Annotated in this window: 25 protein-coding genes; 4 read left to right on the forward strand and 21 right to left on the reverse strand. The window is 66.6% G+C overall.

Features of this window, described 5'->3' with window-relative positions; all coding sequences use genetic code 11:
• Positions 1-921: 921 nt before the first annotated feature.
• The 6 genes from MUB46_RS04320 to otsB all read right to left on the reverse strand — a co-directional run bounded on the left by MUB46_RS04320 (position 922) and on the right by otsB (position 7,879).
• Positions 922-1,944 (reverse strand): acyltransferase family protein, encoded by a 1,023-nt coding sequence (locus MUB46_RS04320; protein ID WP_261614646.1) that lies wholly within the window; start codon positions 1,942-1,944, stop codon positions 922-924.
• A gap of 199 nt (positions 1,945-2,143) precedes the next feature.
• Positions 2,144-2,278 (reverse strand): hypothetical protein, encoded by a 135-nt coding sequence (locus tag MUB46_RS04325; protein WP_261614647.1) that lies wholly within the window; start codon positions 2,276-2,278, stop codon positions 2,144-2,146.
• An 87-nt stretch (positions 2,279-2,365) separates the two neighbouring features.
• Complete coding sequence (locus MUB46_RS04330) at positions 2,366-3,802, reverse strand: aldehyde dehydrogenase family protein (protein WP_261614648.1); 1,437 nt, start codon at positions 3,800-3,802, stop codon at positions 2,366-2,368.
• A 125-nt stretch (positions 3,803-3,927) separates the two neighbouring features.
• Positions 3,928-5,331, reverse strand: coding sequence for an alpha,alpha-trehalose-phosphate synthase (UDP-forming) (gene otsA, locus MUB46_RS04335; RefSeq protein ID WP_261614649.1), 1,404 nt, complete (start codon positions 5,329-5,331; stop codon positions 3,928-3,930).
• The gene (locus MUB46_RS04340) at positions 5,328-7,118 is read right to left on the reverse strand and encodes a glycoside hydrolase family 15 protein (RefSeq protein WP_261614650.1); all 1,791 of its coding nucleotides are present in this window, start codon (positions 7,116-7,118) and stop codon (positions 5,328-5,330) included. Before MUB46_RS04340 ends, otsA begins: the two co-directional genes overlap by 4 nt.
• Positions 7,115-7,879 carry a trehalose-phosphatase gene (otsB, locus tag MUB46_RS04345; protein ID WP_261614651.1) on the reverse strand — a complete coding sequence of 255 codons (765 nt, stop codon included), beginning with the start codon at positions 7,877-7,879 and terminating at the stop codon, positions 7,115-7,117. Before otsB ends, MUB46_RS04340 begins: the two co-directional genes overlap by 4 nt.
• A 290-nt stretch (positions 7,880-8,169) precedes the next feature.
• On the opposite strand from otsB, the gene MUB46_RS04350 reads away from it, so the two are divergent.
• Together MUB46_RS04350 and MUB46_RS04355 are read left to right on the forward strand one after the other, a co-directional pair.
• Positions 8,170-8,742 (forward strand): L,D-transpeptidase, encoded by a 573-nt coding sequence (locus MUB46_RS04350; RefSeq protein WP_425256214.1) that lies wholly within the window; start codon positions 8,170-8,172, stop codon positions 8,740-8,742.
• A gap of 185 nt (positions 8,743-8,927) precedes the next feature.
• A complete protein-coding gene (locus MUB46_RS04355) occupies positions 8,928-9,326 on the forward strand; it encodes a cytochrome c family protein (RefSeq protein ID WP_261614653.1) in 399 nt (132 codons plus the stop codon).
• Positions 9,327-9,329: 3 nt separating this feature from the next.
• Here the strand turns inward: MUB46_RS04355 and MUB46_RS04360 are convergent, their stop codons facing one another.
• Positions 9,330-9,710, reverse strand: coding sequence for a gamma-butyrobetaine hydroxylase family protein (locus tag MUB46_RS04360; protein WP_261614654.1), 381 nt, complete (start codon positions 9,708-9,710; stop codon positions 9,330-9,332).
• Positions 9,711-9,805: 95 nt separating this feature from the next.
• Between MUB46_RS04360 and MUB46_RS04365 the strand changes: the two genes are divergently transcribed.
• Positions 9,806-10,099, forward strand: coding sequence for a DUF3144 domain-containing protein (locus tag MUB46_RS04365; protein ID WP_261614655.1), 294 nt, complete (start codon positions 9,806-9,808; stop codon positions 10,097-10,099).
• A 30-nt stretch (positions 10,100-10,129) separates the two neighbouring features.
• Here the strand turns inward: MUB46_RS04365 and MUB46_RS04370 are convergent, their stop codons facing one another.
• Positions 10,130-10,789 (reverse strand): DUF3306 domain-containing protein, encoded by a 660-nt coding sequence (locus MUB46_RS04370; RefSeq protein WP_261614656.1) that lies wholly within the window; start codon positions 10,787-10,789, stop codon positions 10,130-10,132.
• Positions 10,782-11,339: a DUF3305 domain-containing protein gene (locus tag MUB46_RS04375; RefSeq protein WP_261614657.1), complete on the reverse strand. Its 558-nt coding sequence runs from the start codon at positions 11,337-11,339 to the stop codon at positions 10,782-10,784. The genes MUB46_RS04370 and MUB46_RS04375 overlap by 8 nt, the downstream gene beginning before the upstream one ends.
• A gap of 146 nt (positions 11,340-11,485) precedes the next feature.
• On the opposite strand from MUB46_RS04375, the gene MUB46_RS04380 reads away from it, so the two are divergent.
• The gene (locus MUB46_RS04380) at positions 11,486-13,534 is read left to right on the forward strand and encodes a 4Fe-4S binding protein (protein ID WP_261614658.1); all 2,049 of its coding nucleotides are present in this window, start codon (positions 11,486-11,488) and stop codon (positions 13,532-13,534) included.
• A 12-nt stretch (positions 13,535-13,546) separates the two neighbouring features.
• Here the strand turns inward: MUB46_RS04380 and MUB46_RS04385 are convergent, their stop codons facing one another.
• From MUB46_RS04385 to MUB46_RS04440, 12 genes are all read right to left on the reverse strand, one after another.
• A complete protein-coding gene (locus MUB46_RS04385) occupies positions 13,547-13,834 on the reverse strand; it encodes a hypothetical protein (RefSeq protein WP_261614659.1) in 288 nt (95 codons plus the stop codon).
• A gap of 1 nt (position 13,835) precedes the next feature.
• A complete protein-coding gene (locus MUB46_RS04390; protein ID WP_261614660.1) occupies positions 13,836-14,861 on the reverse strand; it encodes a DUF6352 family protein in 1,026 nt (341 codons plus the stop codon).
• Positions 14,858-15,613, reverse strand: coding sequence for a biotin/lipoate--protein ligase family protein (locus MUB46_RS04395; protein ID WP_261614661.1), 756 nt, complete (start codon positions 15,611-15,613; stop codon positions 14,858-14,860). Before MUB46_RS04395 ends, MUB46_RS04390 begins: the two co-directional genes overlap by 4 nt.
• A gap of 10 nt (positions 15,614-15,623) precedes the next feature.
• Entirely contained in the window at positions 15,624-15,815 is a 192-nt protein-coding gene (locus MUB46_RS04400) for a DUF6494 family protein (RefSeq protein WP_261614662.1), read from the reverse strand.
• An 11-nt stretch (positions 15,816-15,826) separates the two neighbouring features.
• On the reverse strand, positions 15,827-16,693 hold the full coding sequence (locus tag MUB46_RS04405; RefSeq protein WP_261614663.1) for a S1C family serine protease: 867 nt from the start codon (positions 16,691-16,693) through the stop codon (positions 15,827-15,829).
• 83 nt (positions 16,694-16,776) lie between these two features.
• Entirely contained in the window at positions 16,777-16,902 is a 126-nt protein-coding gene (locus tag MUB46_RS04410) for a hypothetical protein (RefSeq protein ID WP_261614664.1), read from the reverse strand.
• A gap of 28 nt (positions 16,903-16,930) precedes the next feature.
• Positions 16,931-18,277, reverse strand: coding sequence for a c-type cytochrome (locus MUB46_RS04415; protein ID WP_261614665.1), 1,347 nt, complete (start codon positions 18,275-18,277; stop codon positions 16,931-16,933).
• Positions 18,278-18,298: 21 nt separating this feature from the next.
• A complete protein-coding gene (locus tag MUB46_RS04420) occupies positions 18,299-19,435 on the reverse strand; it encodes a formate dehydrogenase subunit gamma (protein ID WP_261614666.1) in 1,137 nt (378 codons plus the stop codon).
• Between the two features lie 14 nt (positions 19,436-19,449).
• On the reverse strand, positions 19,450-19,644 hold the full coding sequence (locus MUB46_RS04425) for a hypothetical protein (protein ID WP_261614667.1): 195 nt from the start codon (positions 19,642-19,644) through the stop codon (positions 19,450-19,452).
• 184 nt (positions 19,645-19,828) lie between these two features.
• Complete coding sequence (gene fdh3B / locus MUB46_RS04430) at positions 19,829-20,425, reverse strand: formate dehydrogenase FDH3 subunit beta (RefSeq protein ID WP_261614668.1); 597 nt, start codon at positions 20,423-20,425, stop codon at positions 19,829-19,831.
• Positions 20,426-20,441: 16 nt separating this feature from the next.
• Positions 20,442-23,333 carry a formate dehydrogenase subunit alpha gene (locus MUB46_RS04435; protein WP_261614669.1) on the reverse strand — a complete coding sequence of 964 codons (2,892 nt, stop codon included), beginning with the start codon at positions 23,331-23,333 and terminating at the stop codon, positions 20,442-20,444.
• Positions 23,334-23,413: 80 nt separating this feature from the next.
• Positions 23,414-23,614 (reverse strand): twin-arginine translocation signal domain-containing protein, encoded by a 201-nt coding sequence (locus MUB46_RS04440; RefSeq protein ID WP_261614670.1) that lies wholly within the window; start codon positions 23,612-23,614, stop codon positions 23,414-23,416.
• Positions 23,615-23,674 lie beyond the last annotated feature (60 nt).

Here is a 23,674-nt window from a genome sequence, read left to right on the forward strand (position 1 = left end):
GCGCGCGGTTGCCGATGTCGTGCTGCTAATGCCCGCCAGAGCGGCTACTGCGGCGATCCGGGCCCCTGCGGCGGATGTCACCGCCAAGAAATGGCGCCTCGCCGGACTTTTCAAAGCTCTATCAGAGCGCTTTCTGGACATCTACTTCTCCCCACCTGAAGGAAAATCTAGAGATCTCATTAAACACATGATTCGGAACATCTCGGCATACGGAATTGGTTTATCTAGCGGCTTGTGCACACCATCATTGAACTACTTCGAATGGCACGCGATGCATGCCGATTCCGTCTAAAAGACGCTATTTTGGATATTAAGCTACCTAGAAAGCGGTATATCTCTACAGCATCTCTACGTCCAAGGAGACCGAAATAGCGATCTGTATTGCAGTCGGACGCGCTTTTTGCGGACCGATCGCTCGAGGAAGCAACAAAGCCGGGACAGACACGACATCACACCAGTCGACGGGCGCGCCCCATGTTTCTGGAAACATGGTTAATTTCCAGCCTCAGCAGCATCATCATTTCTTCCGCCCTGTTTTGCTTACATTGAGACGATCGACCTCTGACCCGTCGATACGACGGCGATGACCATCGGACCATCGCGGCAATGCACCGGAAGGACATCGGCCCCGCCTTGTTTCCAGGCCCGGCAAGGGACCGGAACCAGAGGCGCTGGCCGCCACAAATGGGGAGCGTTCCGAAGTTTCGAGTGGAAACGGCGCTGGCCGCCCTGCCCCCCCCATGCTGCAGAAGCGCTCGCGTCCCGCCACGACGGCCTTCGGCGCGGCCAGCCGGTTCCGGCGATCCGATCGGCAATGGCTGGCCGACTGACCATGGCTGGGAATGCCGCTGAGGCCCACGAGCCGCCGAGCGGCCCGATCGACTTCGAAGACGCGGAATCGCGGCCCTGGCAGGCGGCACACTACTCGGCGGCGGCCAGCCGACGGGTCGGTTCGTACCGTGCCCAGGCCGGCCGCGCGAACAGGAACCCGAGCCGGGTGCCGCGCGTGATCCAGAACAGGATCAGCGAACCGAAGATGGCGGCGCAGGTGACGATCAGCGACATCGTCCCCACGTCGGTGACGATCCCGGTCTTCAGCAGCACAATGCGCGTGGTCGCCATGGGCAGGAAGAAGGCGAGGAAGATGACGATCGAGTTCTCGCCGCAATAGCGCAACGGTTCGGAAATCCGCGTCCGCGTCAGCATGACCGCCATGGACACCACCGCAAGGCCGCCGACCGCGCCGAGCACCAGGCTGAAGCCCGGCTTGGCGGCCAGCCCCATATGGACGAGAGCGCCGTTGACGAGCGCCCAAACGGTCAGCCCAGCCGCCGCGATCCATGGATACTCACCGACCCGCGTCGCAAAGGCGAAGACGGCCGGGGCGAGCGCATATCCGGCGTAGAAGAACACGAAGCGGATGGCGAACTCGTCGAGGATGATCCATCCGGTGCCGACGGCGGTGGACTGCATGATCGCCGCGGCGATGAGCACGATTGCCGGGTGAACCGGGCGCAGCAGCTTCGTGACGACGAAGAAGATCGGCAGGAGATAAATGAACCACAGCGCGCCGACGGGCTGCACCATCGCGTAGAGGAAGTCGCCGGGTATGTCGGCGATGCCGGTCTTGACCCCGGTCTTCAGCGCGACCTGGATCCCCATCCAGAGCACATAGAAATACGCGAAGTGCAGCACCTTCTTGTCGATATACTCCGGCCACGGTCGGTCGATGCGGCGGCTCAGGAAAAGCCCGGCAATCAGGAAGAAGTCGGGCATACGGAACGGTCGGGCGAACTCGATGACGGGACGTAGCCAGCCCTGGGCGCCGACCGCTTCCTCGACGCCGCCGGTCGAATGCAGCATCACCACCATGATGATGCAGAATCCCTTGCCGATATCGACCCAATCGACACGTCCTGGATTCGCGAGCGATGCGTTCGACACGAAACTGCTCCGTTGTTCGGTATTCAGCAGTCCGAAAATACTTTGCCCCCGTTACGGGCCTGTCCTGCAGGCTCTGAGCCGCGGACTCCCCCGTCGGAGCGGATCGATCAAATCAAATGAATCCGGGACAATCCGCGCAACCGCGCCGAATGGACATAGCCATACATCGAATGGCCAAGATCGCGCAGGCGCCCCGAGCCTAGCGCGTCGATTGCGAGGCTCCAGCCCCGTCGCGCACCGTCGCCTCCTCGTCCCCGCGCGAGGTATAGCCGACCGCGAGGATTATCGCGGTCGCGATAACGATGAGGATCCAGTTCCGGGTCCGTTTGGTCATGCTTTATGGGCTCCGCGGCCCCTCCCCGGCCCGCCGCGCGCGATACCAAGTACGGCGCGCGGCGACGGTGTTCGCCCGTGTTCAGGCTCAGGCCAGCGTGTAGGCGGTCTTGACCGTGGTGTAGAACTCGCGCGCATAGGCGCCCTGCTCGCGCGGACCGTACGAAGACCCCTTACGGCCGCCAAAGGGCACGTGATAGTCGACGCCAGCGGTCGGCAGGTTGACCATCACCATGCCGGCCTGCGAATTGCGCTTGAAGTCGGACGCGTGCTTCAGCGACGCCGTGCAAATGCCCGACGACAGGCCGAATTCGGTATCGTTGGCGACGGTGAGCGCCTCGTCGTAGCCGGAGACCTTGATGACGCTGGCGACGGGACCGAAGATCTCCTCGCGGCTGGTGCGCATCGCGTTGTCGGCGCCGAGGAGCAGCGCCGGCGACAGGTAGAAGCCCTCGGCATCGCGATTGAGCCGTTCGCCGCCGATCACCTCGCAGCCCTCTTCCCTGGCGAGCGCGATGTAGCGCATGTCCTGATCGAGCTGCGACTGGTCGACGACCGGACCGATCTCGGTGTGCGGCTTGAGCGCGTTGTCGACCTTCAGGGTCTTCACCTTGTCGGTCATCACCTCGACGAAGCGATCGTGGATCTTCTCGGTCACGATCAGACGCGAGGACGCGGTACAGCGCTGGCCCGTGGAGAAGAACGCGCCGTTGAGAGCACAGGAGACGGCGGTGTCGAGATCGGCGTCGTCCAGGACCACGAGCGGGTTCTTGCCGCCCATTTCCATCTGCACCTTCTTGCCGGATTCCGCGCACGCGAGCGCGATGCGCCTGCCCGTGGGGACCGACCCGGTGAAGGAGATGGCATCGACATCGGGCGAGCCGACCATCGCCTCGCCGACGACGGAGCCGCGGCCCATGACAAGGTTGAAGACGCCGGCGGGAATGCCGGCATCGTCGAGGATCTCGGCGATCGCATGGGCGCATCCGGGAACCAGATCCGCCGGCTTGAAGACCACGGTGTTGCCGTAGGCGAGCGCGGGCGCGATCTTCCAGGCGGGGATGGCGATCGGGAAGTTCCAGGGCGTGATCAGGCCGACGACGCCGACGCCCTCGCGCGTGATCTCGACGCCGACGCCGGGGCGCACAGAGGGGATCACCTCGCCGCCGAGCCTGAGCGCCTCGCCGGCGAAGAACTTGAAGACCTGTCCGGCCCGGGCCGCTTCGCCGATGCCTTCGGGCAGGGTCTTGCCCTCCTCGCGCGACAGCAGCGTGCCGAGACGCTCCTTCTCGGCGAGGATGCGGGAGCCGGCGGCGTCGAGGATCTCGAAACGCTGCTGCGGCGTCGACCGCGACCAGCCATGGAAAGCGTCCCGGGCCGCGGCGATGGCAGCCTGCGCCTCGCCCGCCGTGGCGCGCGCATAGTCGCCGACGACATCGGAGAGGTCGGACGGGTTGAGGTTGGGCGCGTACTCGCTGCCCTTCACCCATTCCCCGTCGATCAGATTGTCGTGCCGTTCCGCCATCGTCGTCTCCCTGTCGTCCTGTTTCCGCCTGGGCAAAAAATCGCCCCGAACAAAGGACGATAGGGCGCGCCGGTCAATGGGAATTGTACGATAAATCCGTCTTGCGCCGCGTTCGGCCGACAAACTCAGAGTTCCGGTATTGCGTCGCGGGTGTCGTGGCCGGCCGCCCCGAGCGCGGACAGGAAGGTCGAATACCAGGCCCGGATGTCCTCGGTCTGCACCTTGTCGAAGAGCTGCCGCCAGCGATCCTGGCGCTCGTCGAGGGGCATGATGACAGCGCGCTGGATCGCCTCGGCCGTCTCGTCGATGTCATAAGGATTGACGATCAGGGCGGCGTCGAGCGCTTCGGCCGCGCCGGCAAAGCGCGACAGCACCAGCACGCCGGGATCGTCCTCTGCCTGGGCGGCGACATATTCCTTGGCGACCAGGTTCATGCCGTCGCGCAACGGCGTGACGAGGCCCACCTGGCAGGCCCGGTAGAGCCCGGCGAGGCTGCGCCGCTGCAGCGGTCGGGTGATCAGCCGGATCGGCGTCCAGTGGAGGTCGGAGAAACGTCCGTTGACGTTGCCGGTGATGCGCTCCAGCTCCTCGCGGATGTCGACATAGGCGTCGACGTCCTCGCGCGAGGCCGGCGCGACCTGCAGCAGGGACACATGGCCGCGGTTCTCCGGATAGTGCTCCAGCAGCCGCGAGAATGCCCGGAACCGCTCCACCAGCCCCTTCGTGTAGTCGATCCGGTCGACGCCGATGACGTGGCAGCGGTGCTCGGAAGACGACTTGAGCCGCCGGCCCTGGCGATGGGCTTCCGGCGACATCGCGAACTTGCGGAAGGTCTCGGCGTCGATCCCGATGGGAAAGGCGCCGACCCTGACCGTGCGCCCCTGGACGGTCAGATGCCCATCCGCGGTCGCGGTTCCGCCGAACTCCTCTTCGAAGTATCGAATGAACGCCCTGGCGTCGCGCTTCGTCTGGAAGCCGATGACGTCGTAGGCGAGCATCGCGCGGACCAGCGCGGCGTGGCCCGGCAGCGCGGCGATGATCTCGGGCACGGGAAAGGGAATGTGCAGGAAGAAGCCGATCGGCTGGCGCGCACCCATCGCCCGCAGCTTCGCGCCGAGCGCCAGGAAATGGTAGTCGTGCACCCAGACGACGTCGTCGTCCTGGAGCATCGGGTAGAGCCGGGTGGCGAACCGTTCGTTGACCGTCCAGTACGACTTCTCGAGTTCGCGATCGAACTGGGCCAGATCGAGCCTGTAGTGGAAGATCGGCCAGAGTGTCCGGTTGGAGAAACCGGCGTAGTAGCCTTCGTAATCGGCCTGATCGATATCGAGCGTCATCAGCGAGATGCGGCCGGCCTGCTCGGTCTTCAGCATGCCGTGGGTGCCTTCCGGGGTGACGTCGCCCGACCAGCCGTACCAGACGCCGCCCTGCGCGCGCAGCGCATCGACGATCGCCACCGCCAACCCGCCGGCCTTGGCGGATTCGCGCACCGGCCCGACACGGTTGGAAACGACGACGAGGCGGCTCATATCGTCGTATCCCACCTCCGGCTAAGGCGCATGGCGCCGTTGATGATGCCGACCATCGAATAGGTCTGCGGGTAGTTGCCCCACAGTTCCCTGGTCTGGGGGTCGATGTCCTCCGAAAGAAGGCCAAGATGATTGCGCGCGTCCAGCATGGTCTCGAATATCTCGCGGGCCTCCTCGGTGCGCCCGATCCGTGCCAGGGCGTCAATGTACCAGAAGGTGCAGATATTGAATGCCGTATGCGGCCGTCCGAAGTCGTCGGGCGCCGAATAGCGGTGGAGGTGGTTGCCGCGCCTGAGCTCGCGGCCGATGCGATCGACAGTCGCGACGAACCTCTGGTCGTCGGGGGCGACGAATCCGACCTCGGCCATGAGCAACAAGCTCGCGTCTATGTTGGAGCCTTCGAAGCTCTCGACGAACGACCCGAGTTCCGGGTTCCAGGCCCGCTCCAGTATCGTCGCGCGGATCTCGCCGGCGCGCTCGCTCCAGGTCTCCGCCCGGTCATCCTCGCCGAAGCGGCGGGCGATCTTGGCGAGCCGGTCGCAGGCCGCCCAGCACATCAGCGCCGAGGAAGTGTGAACGCGGGCGCGGGTGCGCAATTCCCACATGCCGGCATCCGGCTCGGCGTGGAGCGCGAAGGCGCGCTCGCCGACGCGCTCGAGCAGCCGGAAGTCGTCCAGCGTGGCCGGGCGGAACAGACGCTCGTCGAAAAACGCCTGCGCGGCACCCAGGATGACGTTGCCGTAAACATCATGCTGGAAGTGCTCGTAGGCCTGGTTGCCGACGCGCACCGGCCCCATGCCGCGATAGCCCGGCAGATGGTCGACGGTACGCTCGACCAGATGCGCCTCGCGGCCGATTCCGTAGACCGGCTGCATGTGCCCGCCGTCCATCTCGCGGACGATGTTGGAGAGATAGCGCAGATAGGTCTCCATCGTCTCGACTTCGGCGAGACTGTTGAGCGCGCGGACCACGAAGAAGGCATCGCGCAGCCAACAATAGCGGTAGTCCCAGTTGCGCCCGCTGTCGGCGGCCTCCGGCACGCTGGTCGTCATCGCCGCGACGATGGCGCCGGTCTCCTCGAACGTGCACAGCTTCAGGGAGATCGCCGCGCGGATCACGGCGTCCTGCCACTCCAGCGGCACGGCGAGGCGGCGCGACCATTCACGCCAGTAGACCGCGGTCTGTTCCTCGAAGCTGCGGGCCAGCGTATCGACGCTGTCGCTCGCCGTCTCGTCGGGGCCCAGAAGAAAGCTGGTCGGCTCGTCGACGACGAAGGAGGTCTCGGCCAGCACATAGGCGACCGGCGCGTTGGTGGTCAGCCGGATGACGAGGCCCGAGCCGACATAGCGGATGTGGTTGGAGCCGTGCGTCACGGCCGGCGCGCTCGCCCCCCAGTCGAACCGCGGCCTGATGCGGAATGTCACCCGAGGCCGGCCGGCGAGCGGACGCAGCCGGCGGACGATCATGGTGGGGCGGAACATGCGACCGCGGGCGCGAAACCGCGGCACGAAGTCGGTGACTTCCAGCGCGTCGCCGTTGTTGCCGTAGAGCCGGGTCCGCAGGATCGCGGTATTGGGCTCGTAGGCCTGCTCGGCGCGGGTGAAGCCCTCGAGTTCGATCGTGAACGCGCCGGTAGCGGGATCGTTCCCGTCCGGACTGCCCAGCAGGGCGTGGAACACCGGGTCCCCGTCGAAGCGCGGCAGGCACGACCACACGATCCGTGCGTTGCTGTCGACCAGCGCGCCGATCGCGCAGTTTCCGATGACGCCGAGATCCAGTCCGCTCACGGTGCTGCCGTCTCCCTTGCCGCCCGATCCAGCCGGCCGGGCATCGCCACGAGCCAGCGCAGGAACTCGGCCACTGTACCGATTCGCCAGCGCGCCGCCGTCTCGCCCGCGCCGATCTTGATGCCGAAGCCGCCGAACGCGGCCGCCGCCCTGAAGCCGTCCTCGTCGGTGACGTCGTCTCCGGCGAAGACGGGGACGCGGCCGGCGAAAGGGGCCTCGTCCATGAAGCGACGCACTGCCCTGCCCTTGTCTGCCGCCGCCGGCTTGACCTCGAAGACCATCTTGCCTTCGAGAACCTGCAGATTGCCGTGACGCGCCACGGCGTCCTTCACCGCGTCTCGGCAGGCATCGGCGAGATCAGGCCGCGCGCGATAGTGCAGCGCCAGCGCGATCCCCTTGTCCTCGAACAACAGGCCGGGCCGGCCGGCGGCGAAGGATGCCAGCGCGTCGCGGATTCCCTTGTCGGGGGCGCTCACGTCAACGCGCGATATCGGCTGGCCGGCGCGCATCCGCATCTCGAGACCATGCAGACCGGCGGCGGGAAACCCCTCGTGGTCGAGGTGGCGCTCGACCTCGGCGATCGGCCGGCCGCTCACGATCGCGACGGCGCCCCCGAGCCGGGCAGAGATCGCCGTCAGTGTGGCGGCAAGGTGACGTTCGGCACGGACGGCATCCGGCGACTCGGCGATTTCGACGAGGGTTCCGTCGAAATCGAGGAAGAGGCACCAATCCGTCCGGGGCGCAGGAAAATCGGGCGTCATCACCAGCCTTCCATTACACGCCCCGTGCGTATCCGTTAAGCCGTATGGCCCCGTCCGCTGCCGAATACCGCTGCGGAATGCCGCGACGGCATCGCATCAATCTCGCGGAATTGGTAAACCGACGTGATAAATCCGCCACAGGTGGCGCATTCTTGCATCAACTCTGCGTTATGGCGTCGCCGTCCGCTTGATTTTTACAGGAGGCTGACGGACAAAAAGACAGATATTTCGAGTATGCAGAATCGGCTCACAGATTTGCGAATTTGGTCGTTTTCCAAGGGTTATGAACGATGAAATGGCGGTTGCTCTCTCTGCTTGGTATCGTGGCGTCTTTGGTTATCGGTCCGGTCGGCGGCGCCCAGGCTGAAATCGATCCGCTCACCGGCAAGCGTCTGCAAAGCGGCGGCGTGTGGGCCTATACGCCCATCCCGCGCAAGGTCGTGAGCTACGACAAGAAATACTCCCCCGGAACCATCGTCGTGGATACGCCGGAACGGCGCCTCTACCTGGTTCTCGACGACGGCAAGGCGATCCGCTACGGCATCGGCGTCGGGCGCGAGGGCTTCCAGTTCTCCGGCACCTACAACCTCAGCCGCAAGGCCGAATGGCCGGACTGGCGGCCGCCGGCGGACATGCGCGCCCGCCAGCCGTACCTGCCGACGTTCATGCCGGGCGGCCCCAGCAACCCGCTCGGTGCGCGCGCCCTGTATGTCGGCTCCACGCTCTACCGGATCCACGGCACCAATCAGAACTGGAGCATCGGTCGCGATTTCTCGTCCGGCTGCATCCGGATGCTCAACGAGGACGTCATCGACCTCTACAACCGTGTGAATATCGGCGCGCGCATCGTCGTGCTGCAATAGTCGAGCCTCGAGGCAACGCGAGGACAGACGGGCCGGAGCCAAAAGCTCCGGCCTTTTCTTTTCGGGCCTTCGAAGACAGCCCCAAGGTTTTCGGACCCGTCGCGCCCGTCGCGGAAACAATCCGGCGCAGCTGTGCTAAGCTTCCGGCAGGAAAGCCTGACGGACGCCCGGACGGACGCGAGGACATGCGAAACGCCATCGCCGCTGCGACGATGCTCGGTCTTTGCCTCGGCCCGGCCCCGGCCGTGGCCGATCAGGCGGCGGATCAGACGGCCGATCAGGTCGCGGACGGAAAGGCACTGGCCGAGGAGCACTGCTCCCGCTGCCACGTGGTCGGCGACTTCAACAAGTTCGGCGGCATCGGCTCGACGCCATCGTTCCAGCTTCTGGTCGATGCCTTCGACGACTGGGCGGAACGGTTCGAAACCTTCCAGGCGCGGCGGCCGCACCCCTCGTTCGTGCGAGTGGCCGGCTATCCCTATCCCGATCCCGACGTGTTTCCGCCGAACGCGGCGCCGGTCGAGATCGAGCTCGACGACATTGCCGCCATTCGGGCCTTCGCCGAGACGCTCAGGAAACAGTGAGGCTCAGTGCCGCAGCTTCGGCTCGCGGTCCAGGCCCTTCTCGGCGAGCTCTTCGAGATAGGCCGCCCACAGGGCGTCGTGATTCTTGCCGAGCTCGTAGAGATAGGTCCAGGAGTAGATTCCGGTTGAATGGAGATCGTCGAACTCCAGCCGGACCGCGTAGTTGCCGATCGGATGGATCTGCATGACACCGACGTTCTTCTTGCCCGGCACGGTCTGGCGCTGGTCGGGGCTGTGGCCCTGCACCTCGGCGCTCGGGCTCAGCACCCGCAGCATTTCCGCGGACAGCGCGAAACTCTCTCCGTCCTCGAAGGTGACGGTCAGCGTACGCTTGTCCTTTGACAAGCGGATTTCCGTGGGCCAGACCTTGGTATCGTTCGTCATGTCGCCTCGATCCTTTGTGCGCCCGGCAAGGTAGGTCGCGCAGCGCGAAGCGGCAAGGCGGACCGGTCGAGGAAAATCTGACAGGAGAGTGATCGATGAACAGGAAGGAACGGCGCGCGGCGGGCAAGACGGGAGAGCTCGACACCGAGGCCTTCCTCAAGGTCGCCAACAAGTTCATCGAGCTGGCCAATCGCGAGAACCAGGCGGTCAAGGCGACCGATCTGCACATGGCCTTCCTCTACGCGGCGGCCCGCTACAACGCCTACGTGGCCAAGGCGATCCTCGACGTCGAGACGCACGAGGAGTTCGTCCAGCACATGGTCGAGCAATATACGGAGATGCTGCGCCAGCATCTGGCCGACGACGCGCTTGCCAGCCCGACGCGATAAGCGCGCGGAGAACCGGCGCGCCCGGCGCGATCAGGCCTGCTTCGGGTTCTCGCCGCGGCCCACGACCGGGTCCTGGTCCGGCTCCACGACCGCGTCCGGATCGTGCGTCGCACCGTCCGCCGGCGCATCGGGATCGGCCTCGGCGATGATGGTCTCGTCTGCCGCCTCGGCGTCGTCTGCCCCGATAAGGGGTTCTTCCGGGGGCTCTCCGGTCTCTTCGGCTGCCGGCTCCAGGCCGAGCTCCTTGTCGGACAGGAACCCCCGGCCGAGCTTCCAGTCGGACGTCGCCGCGGTGCTGATGCCGTAGGTGTATTCCATGTCCTCGTAGTCGTTGAGGCCGTCGAGATTGGCGAGGACCGGGTCGCTGGTCCAGAGCTTGCGCAGGGCCCTGCGGCGGGTTGCGGCCGAAACGCCCTTCTGCATGAAGATCGTGAAGTCGGACTCCTTGGTCAGGCTCTCGATGTCGATGTCCTCGGCCGGGTGGCGGTCCGGTTCGGCCGCTTCGCCCGCCGGCTCCTCCGCCCGTTCGTCGGCCAGCGGATCCGATGGCGAGTCCGGCACCACCGGCATCGCCTGCCCGGCATCATCGACCGGATCCGCGGTCACCTCGGCTTCGGCCGGACCGGCCGGCTCCTTCTCCGCCAGCTTGCGCCGCGACCAGCGCGACAGGAAACCGCTGTCGTCAGCCATCCGTTTCCTTCCCCCTGTCCTTTCGCGGCGGCGTCGCGGCCGGCCGGCGGGTGAAGATCGGCTCCTTGCCGAACTTGGCCTCCTCCAGCGCCGGCGGCCTGTCGCGCTTGCGCTTCCTGAAGGGCTCCGGATCGAAATGCGCCTCCGCGAAGTCTCGCACCCAGGCGGCGACCTCGGGCGGCATCGGCACGGCCTCGACCATGACCTCGTCGGAGGTGAGATAGGATTCGCCCTCGTAGGCCGACGCGGTCGCCAGCAGGACCCGCCACGGCCTCTCGCCACCGGTCGGTGTCATGACGACGAACACCGACGGCGATCTGGTCGACAGGTTGTACTTGTAGGATTCGGCATCGGTGCGGTGCAGTTCGAGCGGCACGGTCGCGGCATGGTAGCGGCGCCATCGTTCGCCGGAGGCCAGTTCGCGCCAGCCCTCGACCGGCGGCGCCCCGACGAGGATCGAAACCGGTTTCCAGGTCGCATCGATCCAGCGGCTGTCCGACTCCCGCCGCTCGACCACGATGCCAACCTGAATTGTTGCCGTTTTTTCCAAGGTTCTCCTCCGGAAGCCGGCGCCCACAAGGAATATAGACATTTGCCTCGCCGGCTCCACCACCCTAGACTCAATCCAACCAAGAAGGGCCGCCTCCCACGAGGACGGTGATCACCGGAGGGGCGGTTCACAGGAGTGCTCAGGACATGACATCGGACCGACGCACGGTCCTGTTGTGCGATTGCGCGCACAGCATGTCGATCGACGTGGATCGCGTTCGCGCGGCTCTGCCGGATGCCGAGATCGGTCCGGTCCGCACGACGCTGTGTCGCAACGATACCGAAGCCTATCTGTCCGCGGTGCGCGCCGGCGGCGAGGTGGTGGTCGCCTGCACCCAGGAAGCCCCGCTGTTCCGCGAACTCGCCGAGGAGGCCGGCGCGGACGAGCGGGTTTCCTTCGTCAACATCCGCGAAAAGGCGGGCTGGTGCGCCGACAAGGCCGCCGCAGGCCCGAAAATGGCGGCTCTGCTGGCGGAGGCGACGGTGGCGCCCGCCCCCGCCGCGATCCACACGACCCGATCGGAGGGCATGTGCCTCGTCTACGGACGCGGCCAGCAGGCGCTGGAGGTCGCGCAGTCGCTGAACGGGCGCCTTGCCGTCAGCCTGCTTATGACCGATGCGGACGGACTGGTGCCGCCGTCGGTCGCCGATGTGCCCGTCTATCGCGGCCGGATCGTCAAGGCGGCGGGCTCGTTCGGCGCCTTCGAGATCACCGTGGACGGCTACGCGCCGCTCGTTCCCTCGTCGCGCGAGGCGGCGGCCTTCGTCATGCCGCGCGACGGCGCCCAGTCGCAATGCGACGTGATCCTCGATTTGAGCGGCGATACCGCCCTGTTCCCGGCACCGGACCATCGCGACGGCTATTTCCGCGTCGACCCGAACCATCCCGCGGCCGTGGCCAAGGCGATGTTCGAGATCACCGACTATGTCGGCGAGTTCGAGAAGCCCGTCTATGTCGACTACGATGCGGATATCTGCGTCCATTCGCGCAACCGGATCGTCGGCTGCACCAACTGCCTCGACGCCTGCCCGGCGGGCGCCATTTCCGACATGGGCGACACGATCTCCGTCGACCCGGGCATCTGCGGCGGCTGCGGCTCGTGCAGCGCCTCGTGCCCGACCGGGGCTGTGAGCTACCGCTATCCGCGCCGGGAAGACCTGATCGCCCGTATCCAGGTACTCGTCTCCACCTATCTGGCGGCCGGCGGCACCCGGCCGGTCCTGCTGTTCCACGACGCACGGCGCGGCGCCGAGCTGATCGCGGCAATGGCGCGGTTCGGGCGCGGCCTGCCGGTCAACGTGCTGCCCGTGCCGCTGCACGCGGTCACCGAGCTCGGCCACGACATCCTCGCCGCCGCCTTCGTCACCGGCGTCGAGCAGATGGTCGCGCTCGTCGATCCGGCGCGGGCCGACGAGGTTCTGCCGCTGGAGACGCAAGGGACACTGGTCCGATCGATCCTGCAGGGGCTCGGCCACGACGCGGACCGCATGACGATCCTGGTCGAAGCCGATCCCGACGCCGTCGAGACAGCGCTGTATGGACTTGCAGAGCGCACGCCCCTGCCCGCAGCCGGCGTCGCGGCGGTCGGCGGCAAGCGCGACATCGGCCGGGCTGCGATCGGCAGGCTGCACGAGACTGCACCGCAGCGGCCCGACGTGATCGCCCTGCCCGACGGCGCGCCGTACGGGCGCATCGTCGTTGATCAGGACAGCTGTACGCTGTGCCTGGCCTGTGTCGGCGCCTGCCCGATGGGGGCGATCCTCGACAATCCCGACAAACCGCAATTGCGGTTCCAGGAGAACGCCTGCGTGCAATGCGGCATTTGCCGCAACACCTGCCCGGAAGATGCGATCACGCTGGAGGCGCGGTTCGACTTCACGCCGAACGCCCTGTCGCAGACGGTGATCCATGAAGAGGAGCCGTATGCCTGCCTGCGCTGCGGCAAGCCGTTCGGCACCAAGAAGACGGTCGACCGCATCGTCGAGCGGCTGCAGGGCAAGCACTGGATGTTCCAGTCGTCCGCGACCGCCGACCTGATCCGCATGTGCGACGACTGCCGCGTGATCGCCCAGTCCGAAATGGGCACCGATCCGTTCAAGATGGGCGAGCGGCCGAAGGTGCGGACCACCGACGACTATCTGGAAGCGCGCGATGCCGGCAAGGACCTGACGGTCGACGACTTCCTGGACGACTAGCCGGCTAGCTGGCTAGTTGGCCGGGGGCGAAGCGGATGGAAACGTCTGCTCGCAGAGCTGGCGGGCGCGGATCCTGAATTGCGCGGCCTGGCCGTCGGAAATCACCCCGTCGGCCACCATCGCGTCGACGTCGCCGAGCCGTTCGGCGAGGCAGTCTGCCAGCGGGCCGGTCGCCAATTCCGGTCCGCTCAGGGCGTCGCGATTGATCCAGGCGAGAAGGCCGGCGAAGACCAGCGCGACGAACCCGGCGAGCAGCCGCGCCCAGATCGTGTCGAGGAAGGAGCCGTCGGCCGGCGCCACCTCACGCCCCTTCGCTGAACGGCAGGTTGGTCAGCAGGTTCTGCGGCTTCATCCGCAGCTTCCCGTCGGGCGTCATGGCAAGGCCGAGATAGATCGGCTTGCCCCGCATGGAGGCGACGACGGCGCGATCGTCGCGGATTTCCATCCGGAACAGCCCGAGTATGCGTTGCAGGTCGTCCGGCCCCACATCTTCGCCCTCGTAGAGCGCGTTGAGGATCTCCGTCGCTCCGGCGTCGAGGCCGATATGCCAGGACCAGTGCTCGTCGTGGATCGCCTGCATCGGCTGGATGCGGGTGCGGACCTCGAGGAAATGGGCGATCCAGGCTTCCATCACGCGGGCGAAGGCGTCGACGCCGGGCTGGGTGAAGCGGAAGTCGATCACGGTGTCGAAGCGGTCGCTGCGATCCCAGTAGAGGGACTTGTTGTCGTCGTCGAGCACGTCTAGCTCGACCTGGCGCATCGGCGTCATCGACTCCACCAGAAGCTGGCCGAGCCCGCCCATGCCGCCGGTCTGGGCGTACATCTCGACCACTTCCTCGTCGGCGAGCATGACGCGGCCGCTGTCGAGGCTGACGTTCTGCTGGCGGAAGAACAGCTCGGCGGCGCGCAGCCGCATCGGGTCGGTGCAGCCCGACAGGACGTTACGCAGGATGGCGTGGACGAGCTGCTCGACGAACAGCACCGGGACGTCGCCGCGGCCGGACGTGACGATCGCCAGATACGCCGCCTCCAGCGTGCCGTGCTCGATCAGCAAGTCCCGAAAGCGCAGGACGACGCGATAATTGTGCTGCACGTCCTCGTCGGCGAGCGCGGAGACGTCGGCCTCGCCGACGGGCCGCACGGGATTGTCCAGGAGTGCACCGTGGAGGGCGTGCTCGGCGCGGCAGGACTCCTCGACCGGCCGCATTTCGGGACGGGCGAGATAGGCGCGCAGGAAGTCCGGCGTGACGCGCAGCCAGCCGCGCGCGTCGGGCTGCAGCAGGTGAAATCCCGAGGACCGCCAGAAATCCGGTTTCGCCGTCGTCATACGCCTCGTCCAGCCGGTGCGACGGCCTCTATCGCCGCCTGCGTATCGAGCATGCGCGTCCCCTCCCCCGTCTCCAGGAGCAGGTTGCCGCGATCGTCGAGGCCGATGAACCGGCCTTCCTGGACTTCGCCGGCATGCTCCAGCCTGACCGGCTCACGATACCCCTCGGCGCGGAACAGGAGAAGGTCGTGGACGGGCCGGAAGCCGTCGGTCTGCCAGGTATGGATCCAGGTCAGGAGGTGCCGGGCATAGGATTCCAGCAGATCGGTGCGGGTCAGCTCGGCGCAGCCTTCCTCGACGAGGTCGGTCCGGTCCGGTGCGTCTCCCGGTTCGCCGTCGCGGTGATTGCGGCGAATGTCGAGGGTCAGGCCCACCACCATCCAGTGCGGGTGCCCGTCCGCATCGTCCTGCGCCGACATTGCCGCGCGCACATGTCCGGCCCGGGCGCCGTTGACGCAAAGCGCCATCGGCCAGCGATAGGTCAGTCCGATTTCGGGCGGGGCGATGGCGCCGAAGCTGTCGCCGAAGGCGACCATGGCGACGAACACCATCTCGGCGGCGCGGGCGCGGTCGACATCCGGCTCCAGCACCAAGGCACAGTCGAGCCGGGAGGTATCGCGCGCCCACACCAGATCGGCGGCGCCCAGGCTGCCGCGCGCCGCCCCGGCAACCGCGGTCTCGAAGGCGCGGTCGGGTGCGGTAACGGCGTGGCCGGTCAACAGCGGCGGGAATACCGGGTCTGGCAGGCTCATCGCGGCGCTGTCAGGACAGGTCGATCTCGCCGTCGACGACGTGGTTGAGATCCGTGCCCTCGGCGGTGAGAACGACGCGGACCTTGAGCTTGCCGCCGCCCGCCTTGCCCTCACGCACGACGGTCTCGATCTCGCGCTGCGAGGTCACGCCGACCTGCTTGAGGAACTTCCTGAGCGACATGTTGAAGCGTTCTTCGTCCATTTTCAGGCTCCCTAGTTCTTGATGTCCGCTTCGGCCATCAGGCGGAGAACGACATTGATCGTTTCTCCGTCCCTTACGGCCTCCACCGCCAGCTCTGCCGGCGCGTCGATCCGCGCTACCGCGCTGATATAGTCCGCCGGCCCGCGAATGCGACGATCGCCGACGCGCACGATCTGGTCGCCTTCCCGCAGCCCGGCCCTGTCGGCCGGCGACCCGGGTTCGAGCGAGAACACCCGCGCCGCCATCCGCCCGGTCTCGCCGGGCGCCGGCCAGGGCGCGAGCCGGGCGCCGGTGCGCGGCGGATGGAAGGCGCCGGCTTCCAGGATCGCCTCGGCGACATGGCCGGCCAGCGGCGCGGCCACGGCGAAATTCACGCCGATATTGGCGTCCGAGGTCTTGGTGAAGATCGCCGAGACCAGGCCGACCAGACGGCCCTCCTCGTCGACCAGGGCACCGCCGGAGACGCCCGGATTGATCGCGGCGTCGGTCTGCACGAAATCCTCGATCGGGTTGAAGCCGACGCCGGCCATGTGAACGCCCGAAACGACACCGCAGGCAACGGTCAGGCCGAGGCCGAAGGCGTTTCCGATCGCGCAGACGTCTTCGCCGAGGGCCGCGTCGCCAGCGAAGGCGAGCGCCGGCAACGCATCGTCGACCGCCAGCACCGCGAGATCGGTGAGCGGGTCACCGCCCACCAGCGTCGCCGCGACGATGTCGCCGGCGGCCGTGCGCACATGAATCGCGGTGGCACCGTCGACGACGTGCCGGGCCGTCAGCACGTGGCGGCCATCGCCGATCACCACGCCGCTGCCCTCCGGCTCCTCGCTGCGCACCTCCCTGGCCGGCAGCAGCGGCAGCACGCTCACCACCGACGTCATCGCCCGTTCGAGGACGCGGGACTCGAATGCCCCTGCATCGCCGGCCGTGGCGGCAAGTCCCGCGCCAGCAAGCCCCGTGGCGATCAGAGCCGCACGGACTGCTGCGAGGTGTAGATGTCGCGGGCCGACATGCCGACCGCGTCGAGCACCACCCAGGCGCCGACCGCGATCACCAGCATGAGAACAACCCCGCCCCAGAATGCCTTCATTGTCCGTTCTCCGTTCAGACGTCACGCCTCAATCGTTCCCCTGCTCGCCCCCGGTGGCACGCTTCAGGAACGCAACCAGTGCCGCGCGCTCCTCGTCGTTGCGCAGGCGCTGCACCGGCATCTTGGTTCCGGGCAACACCACGTCCGGGCCGGCATCGAAGAGCTCGCTGATGGTCTCCTCGGTCCAGATGATATCCGAGTTCCTGAGCGCTTCCGAATAGGGGTAGTCCGGCAGCGCGCCGACCTTGCGGCCGAAGACGCCGTGAAGCGTCGGCCCGGCGCGGTTGGCGTCATCGGGCGTCAGGGTATGACAGACGCTGCACTTGCGCGCGAACTGGCGTTCGCCGACGTCCAGGTCCTTCTTGAGCTGGAAACGGCGCGGATAGTCGGTTTGCGCGATATCCAGAGGCGCACCGGGCTCCAGATGCACGAGCGACACGAAGTCGTCGAGGCCGGCGCGGTAGACCGCGGTTCCATCCGGGGTGAAATCGATGGCCCAGATCGGCCCGAAGGCCGTCGAGTATTCGTTGATCTGCGTCCAGTCGTCCATGCGGTAGATGCGCATCTGCCCGTTGGCGCTGCCGATCGCCGCGATCCCGCGTTCCACGTCGAACGCCGCGGCCAGCACCGGGCCGGCGAAGGGGGCGAATTCCGAGACAACCTTGCCCTCGGCGATGTCGACGATGCCGTAGGCGCCGTCCTGGGCGCCGTAGAGAAGATGGGTCTCGTCGGGGAGGACGCGGACGACGTTCACGCCCCAGCCGTGCTTCAGGATCGTGCGAAGCTGCGCGCCGGACCGGGCGTTCCATTGGCGCACGGTGCCGTCATAGGAGCCGGTGTAGAGGATATTGCCCTCGCCGGCCAGGGCGACGGCGTTGACGTTGCCGGAGTGACCGCGCATGACGGCGCGCTCTGTCATGGTGTCGAGATCGTAGACGCGGGCGGTGTGGTCCCAGATGGCGGCGGCGGCGACCCGGCCATCGCCGCTGACGGCCACGTCGAGAACCTTGTCGCCGGTGCCCATGAAGCGGGTGACAAGCTCGCCGCTATCGAGATTCCAGACACCGACACTGCCGTCATCGCTGGCGGAAACGGCAAGCGGACGGGCCGGGACGAAGGCGACATCGTTGACGGCGGCCTCGTGGCCGATCAGCCGATGGAGGACCGGCGAATCCCCGTTCGCCAGCCCCCGGTGGAGGATCGCGTAGTCGAAGGAGGCGGACAGCACTTCGCTTCGCTCGGACGATATGGCAAGGCCGCGCACCGGCCCGCCATGCCCTTCCAACCTGTCCGGCCACGCCGCCGCCGGCCCGCCGGTCAGGCACACGAAAAGCGCCGCCGCAACGGCTGCCCGCACCTCGAGGCTGGAGGTCACGTGCCGCACCGTTCGCGCGGGCTATTCCGCCGGTTCCGCTGCGGCGCCGCCCGTCCGGGACCGCTCGGCCGCCTCCAGCTCCTCTACCCAGATCGAATGATGCTCCTTGGCCCAGTTGAGATCGACGTCGCCGGAGCCCATCGCATCGAAGGCGCCTTCCATGCCTATGGTGCCGATGTAGATATGCCCGAGGATTGCGATGATCAGAACCAGGGCCATGATGGCGTGCCAGAGCTGGGCGAGCTGCATTTCCTGCAGCGCCGTCAGATCGGTGGGCAGGCCGGCGCCGAAGACGTTCAGGAAGGCGAACGTCTTGGCGAACAGGCTGGTCTGGAACGGGAACATCAACGCGATGCCCGACAGGCTGATCGAAACGCCGCCCAGGATCACCAGCCAGAACAGGATCTTCTGGCCGGCATTGAACTTCTTCGCCGGCGGATGCGAGTGCTTGGAAAACAGCCCCCCGCCCTTCAGGAGCCAAATGACGTCGTAGCGGTTGGGAATGTTGTTGGCGACCCACATGACGAAGATGTAGGCGAGGCCGAGCATGAAGGCGAACGCGACATAGTTGTGCGCCAGCTTGCCCCAATGGGTGAGCGCGCCGAAGGCCTCCGGTCCGATTACCGGCAGCAGGACATACCGGCCGTAGAGGACATTCAGGCCCGTCAGGCCCAGAATGATGAAGGACACGGCGAGCAGCCAGTGGCCCATGCGCTCGAACTCGCCGAACCGCACGATCGTCCGCCCGGCCCAGCCGTGCTCGATGCGGATGCGGCCGCGAATGAGGAAGAACAGCGCAAGCAGCACGATCATGCCGAGCAGGCCCCAGGCGCCCCAGGTCGACAGCGGCCCGTTGCGGAGCGCCCGCCAGGTCTCGCCTTCCGACTGGACCAGCGTCCCCGCGTTCTTGTCGGGAATGGACACGGTGCCCTGCGCGCCGCCACGAATGGCGCGCCAGAATTCGGTGTCCGAGGTCCCGCCCAGCGTATTGCCGGGAACCTGGCCGCCGGTCGGGTTCTCACGCAGTTGCTGCGGGCTTTCCTGGGCGAACGCCGTGCCATCGACCGCGACGGACAGCGGCGCCGCCAGAACGAGCGTCATCGCCACGGCGAGACCCACGCGGCAGAGGCGACGGGAAACGGTTTTCAGGAGACGCATCGGATCTCTCCCCATCAGAATTTCTGCTGCTGATTGCGCTGGTCCAGCGCGCGACGCTGCTCGTCGGTCAGGGGGGTATCGGCCTTGCCCAAATAGACCCCCTTGTCGAGATGGAGCGGACGGTTCTGCTCCTCCTCGCGGCACCCCCCAAGCCCGGCCGCGAGACCGACAGCAAGCGATGCGATCAGAACGGTTTTGATGTTGCCCATTGTGTATCGCCGATCCCTCGTTCTGGCGAAGCCACCCCTGGAGACGGCACCGATGGCGAAGGCACAAGCCCGAGACGACTCGACGCCGCGCGTGCCCCGTTCGCTGGAACAAAGCACCGCGACGGCGTCGATACCGTACGATGGGGCGGCCCGGAAGGCCGCCCTCCTTGCGCGTGACCGGTCGTCAGCCGCCGGTTTTCTGCTCGTAGGCCGTGCCCCAGCCCCAGGCGCCCGAGCCGAAGCCGCGGGCGACGATGCGCTCGCGATAGATGCCCGACACGATGTCGCCGTCGCCGGCGAGCAGAGCCTTGGTGGAGCACATCTCGGCGCAGAGCGGCAGCTTGCCCTCCGCCAGGCGGTTGCGGCCGTACTTCTGGAACTCCGCGTCGGAGGTGTCCTCTTCGGGACCGCCGGCGCAGAAGGTGCACTTGTCCATCTTGCCGCGCGAGCCGAAGTTGCCGACCTGCGGATATTGCGGCGCGCCGAAGGGGCACGCGTAGAAGCAATAGCCGCAGCCGATGCACAGGTCCTTGGAGTGAAGGACCACCCCCTCGTCGGTCTGGTAGAAGCAGTCGACCGGGCAGACGGCCATGCAGGGCGCGTCCGAACAGTGCATGCAGGCCACCGAGATCGAGCGTTCGCCCGGCTTGCCGTCATTGATGGTGACGACGCGGCGCCGGTTGATGCCCCACGGGATCTCGTTCTCGTTCTTACAGGCCGTGACGCAGGCGTTGCATTCGATGCAGCGTTCGGCGTCGCAGAGGAATTTCATACGTGCCATTGGTCAAACTCCTCCCTCAAGCCCGCTCGATACGGCAGAGCGTGGTTTTGGTTTCCTGCATCTGCGTGACCACGTCGTAGCCGTAGGTCTGCGCAGTGTTCGAGGCTTCGCCGAGCACATAGGGGTCGGCACCGTCCGGGTACTTGGACCTGCGGTCCTCGCCCTGCCACCAGCCGCCGAAGTGGAACGGCATGAACGCGACGTTCCTGCCGACCCGTTCGGTGACCAGCGCCTTGACGTTGACCTTGGCGCCTTCCGGACTGTGCAGCCAGACCATGTCGCCGTCCCTGATGCCCAGTTCGTTGGCATTGAAGGGATTGATCTCGACGAACATGTCCTGCTGCAGCTCTGCGAGCCACGGGTTGGACCGCGTCTCGTCGCCGCCGCCCTCGTATTCGACCAGACGGCCCGAGGTCAGGATGACCGGGAAGTCCTGCGAAAAGTCCTTGTCCTGGATGGACTTGTACAGGACCGGCACGCGGTGCCGGCGACCATCCTCGTAGGTCGGGTAATCGGCCACGAGGTCACGCCGCGGCGTGTAGAGCGGCTCACGATGCAGCGGCACCGGGTCCGGGAACTGCCACACCACGACACGTGCCTTGGCGTTGCCGTAGGGCGCGCAGCCATGCGCGATGGCGACGCGCTGGATGCCACCGGACAGGTCGATCTTCCAGTTGACCCCGTCCGGGTTATCGCCGCCGATCTGCTCGATCGTCGCACGCTCCTCGTCGGTCAGGTCGCCGTCCCAGCCAAGCTTCTTCAGCATCCCGTAGGTGAACTCGGGATAGCCGTCCTCGATCTCGGAGCCGACCGGATAGACACCCTCGGCGAGCAGGTTGTGCATGACGCCGTCGACCTCGCGCTCGACGCCGAAGCGGGCACGGAAGCCCATGCCGCCCTCGGCCACCGGCTTGGAGAGGTCGTAGAGGTTGGGCGAGCCGGGATGATTGATCTCGGCGGTCCCCCACGACGGCCACGGCAAACCATAGTAGTCGCCGTCGCACGGGCCGCCGTTGGCCCTGAGCGTCGTCTTGTCGAAGGTGTGCTGATTGGCCATGTGCTTCTTCAGCCGCTCCGGCGACTGGCCGGTGTAGCCGATCGTCCACATGCCACGGTTCAGCTCGCGCAGCGTGTCCTCGATGGAGGGCTCGCCGTCGACGACCTCGATGTTCTTGAACATCTCGTCGGCGAAACCGAACTTGGTCGCGAACTTGTACATGATGACGTGGTCGGGAAGGCTTTCGAAGAGCGGATCGAACACCTTCTCGCGCCATTGCAGCGACCGGTTCGACGCCGTCACCGAGCCGTAGGTCTCGAACTGCGTCGAGGCCGGCAGCAGGTAGACGCCGTCGGTGCGGTCCTGCATCACCGCACTCATCGTCGGATAGGGATCGATGACGACGAGGATGTCCAGCATCTCCATCGCCTTCTTCATATCCGGCAGACGGGTCTGCGAGTTCGGCGCGTGGCCCCAGAAGACCATGGCGCGGACATTGTCGGGCTGGTCGAGGTTCTCCTTCGACTCGAGCACGCCGTCGAACCAGCGGCTGACCGGAATGCCGGCCTTGGTCATGATTTCCGGGTCGTGGAAACGGCCGACCATATATTCATGGTCGACATCCCAGACGCGCGCCCAGTGCTTCCAGGAACCTTCCGCCAGGCCGTAATAGCCCGGCAGGGTATCCATAAGCACGCCGAGATCGGTCGCGCCCTGGACGTTGTCGTGGCCGCGGAAGATGTTGGCGCCACCGCCGGCGGCGCCGATCGAGCCGAGCGCCAGGCCCAGCGCGCAATAGGCACGGGTATTGTTGTTACCGTTGGTGTGCTGCGTGGCGCCCATGCACCAGATGATGGTGAACGGCCGGTTGTTGGCGAGCGTTCGGGCGACGCGGCGCAACTGCGAGCCCGGCACGCCGGTAACGCGCTCGACCTCCTCGGGCGTCCACTTGGCGACCTCGACCTTGACCTCGTCCATGCCGTAGACGCGGGTGCGGATGAACTCCTTGTCCTCCCACCCGTTCTCGAAGACGTGCCAGAGGATGCCCCAGATCAGGGCGACGTCGGTGCCCGGACGGAAGCGGACATACTCGCTGGCGTGCGCGGCCGTGCGGGTGAAGCGCGGATCGCAGACGATCAGCGGGGCGGAATTCTCCTCCTTCGCCTTCAGCAGGTGAAGCAACGACACCGGATGGGCTTCCGCCGGATTGCCGCCGATCAGGAAGATCGCGCGCGAGTTGTGGATGTCGTTGTACGAGTTGGTCATCGCGCCGTAGCCCCAGGTATTGGCCACGCCGGCAACCGTCGTCGAATGGCAGATACGCGCCTGATGGTCGACATTGTTCGTGCCCCAGAAGGCCGCGAACTTGCGCACCAGGTAAGCCTGCTCGTTGGAGTGCTTGGCCGACCCGAGCCAGTAGACCGAGTCAGGACCGGACTGCTCGCGGATCTCCAGCATCTTGTCGCCGATCTCGTCGATCGCCTGGTCCCAGGAGATGCGGGTCCATTTGCCGTCGACGAGCTTGGTCGGATACTTGAGCCGGCGGTCGCCGTGCGCGTGCTCGCGCACTGAGGCGCCCTTCGCGCAGTGCGAGCCGAGATTGAACGGCGAGTCGAAGCCGGGCTCCTGGCCGACCCAGACGCCGCCCTTGACTTCGGCAAGCACGGTGCAGCCCACCGAGCAGTGGGTGCAGACCGACTTCTTGATCTCGACATTGGCGGGCGTGGCCGTCTGCGCCTCGGCCTTGCGGACCATGCCGCTGCCAACCGTCGCGGCGGCGGCAAGGCCACCGGCGGTCAGGCCCGAACGACGCAGAAACGTGCGGCGGTCGATCGTCGCGCCGGCCACATCAGAGAGGATGTGCGCCAAACGTGTGCTTTTCGCCACGCCGTCCGATTTCTTCCTGAGCATCTTCTTCTCCTCCTGGGGCTTTCAGTGGCGCGGGGGGCACCACCGGCCCTTGGTCGTTGCCTTCGCCGACGGCCCCGGTGTCAGAACCGGGTCGACTCGTAGAAGGCCTTAACGTGCGGCGTTTCCCGATAGCCCTTGCCGCCTTCGGCGGTCTTTTCTGCGGCGGCCTGCGCCGGCGCGTCCTGCATCAACAGGCTGGCGCCGCCGACAACGGTCCCCAAGCTCGCGAGCTTCAGGAACTCGCGGCGACCCGTCGCCTTGCGATCTTTCCCTTCAGGCATTCCTCTTCTCCCCTTTGCACGACCTGCTGGCGTTCAAGGCGCCCGCCGACCGCATCCGAA

It is taken from the genome of Microbaculum marinisediminis (genome assembly GCF_025397915.1).
GTDB lineage: Bacteria > Pseudomonadota > Alphaproteobacteria > Rhizobiales > Tepidamorphaceae > Microbaculum > Microbaculum marinisediminis.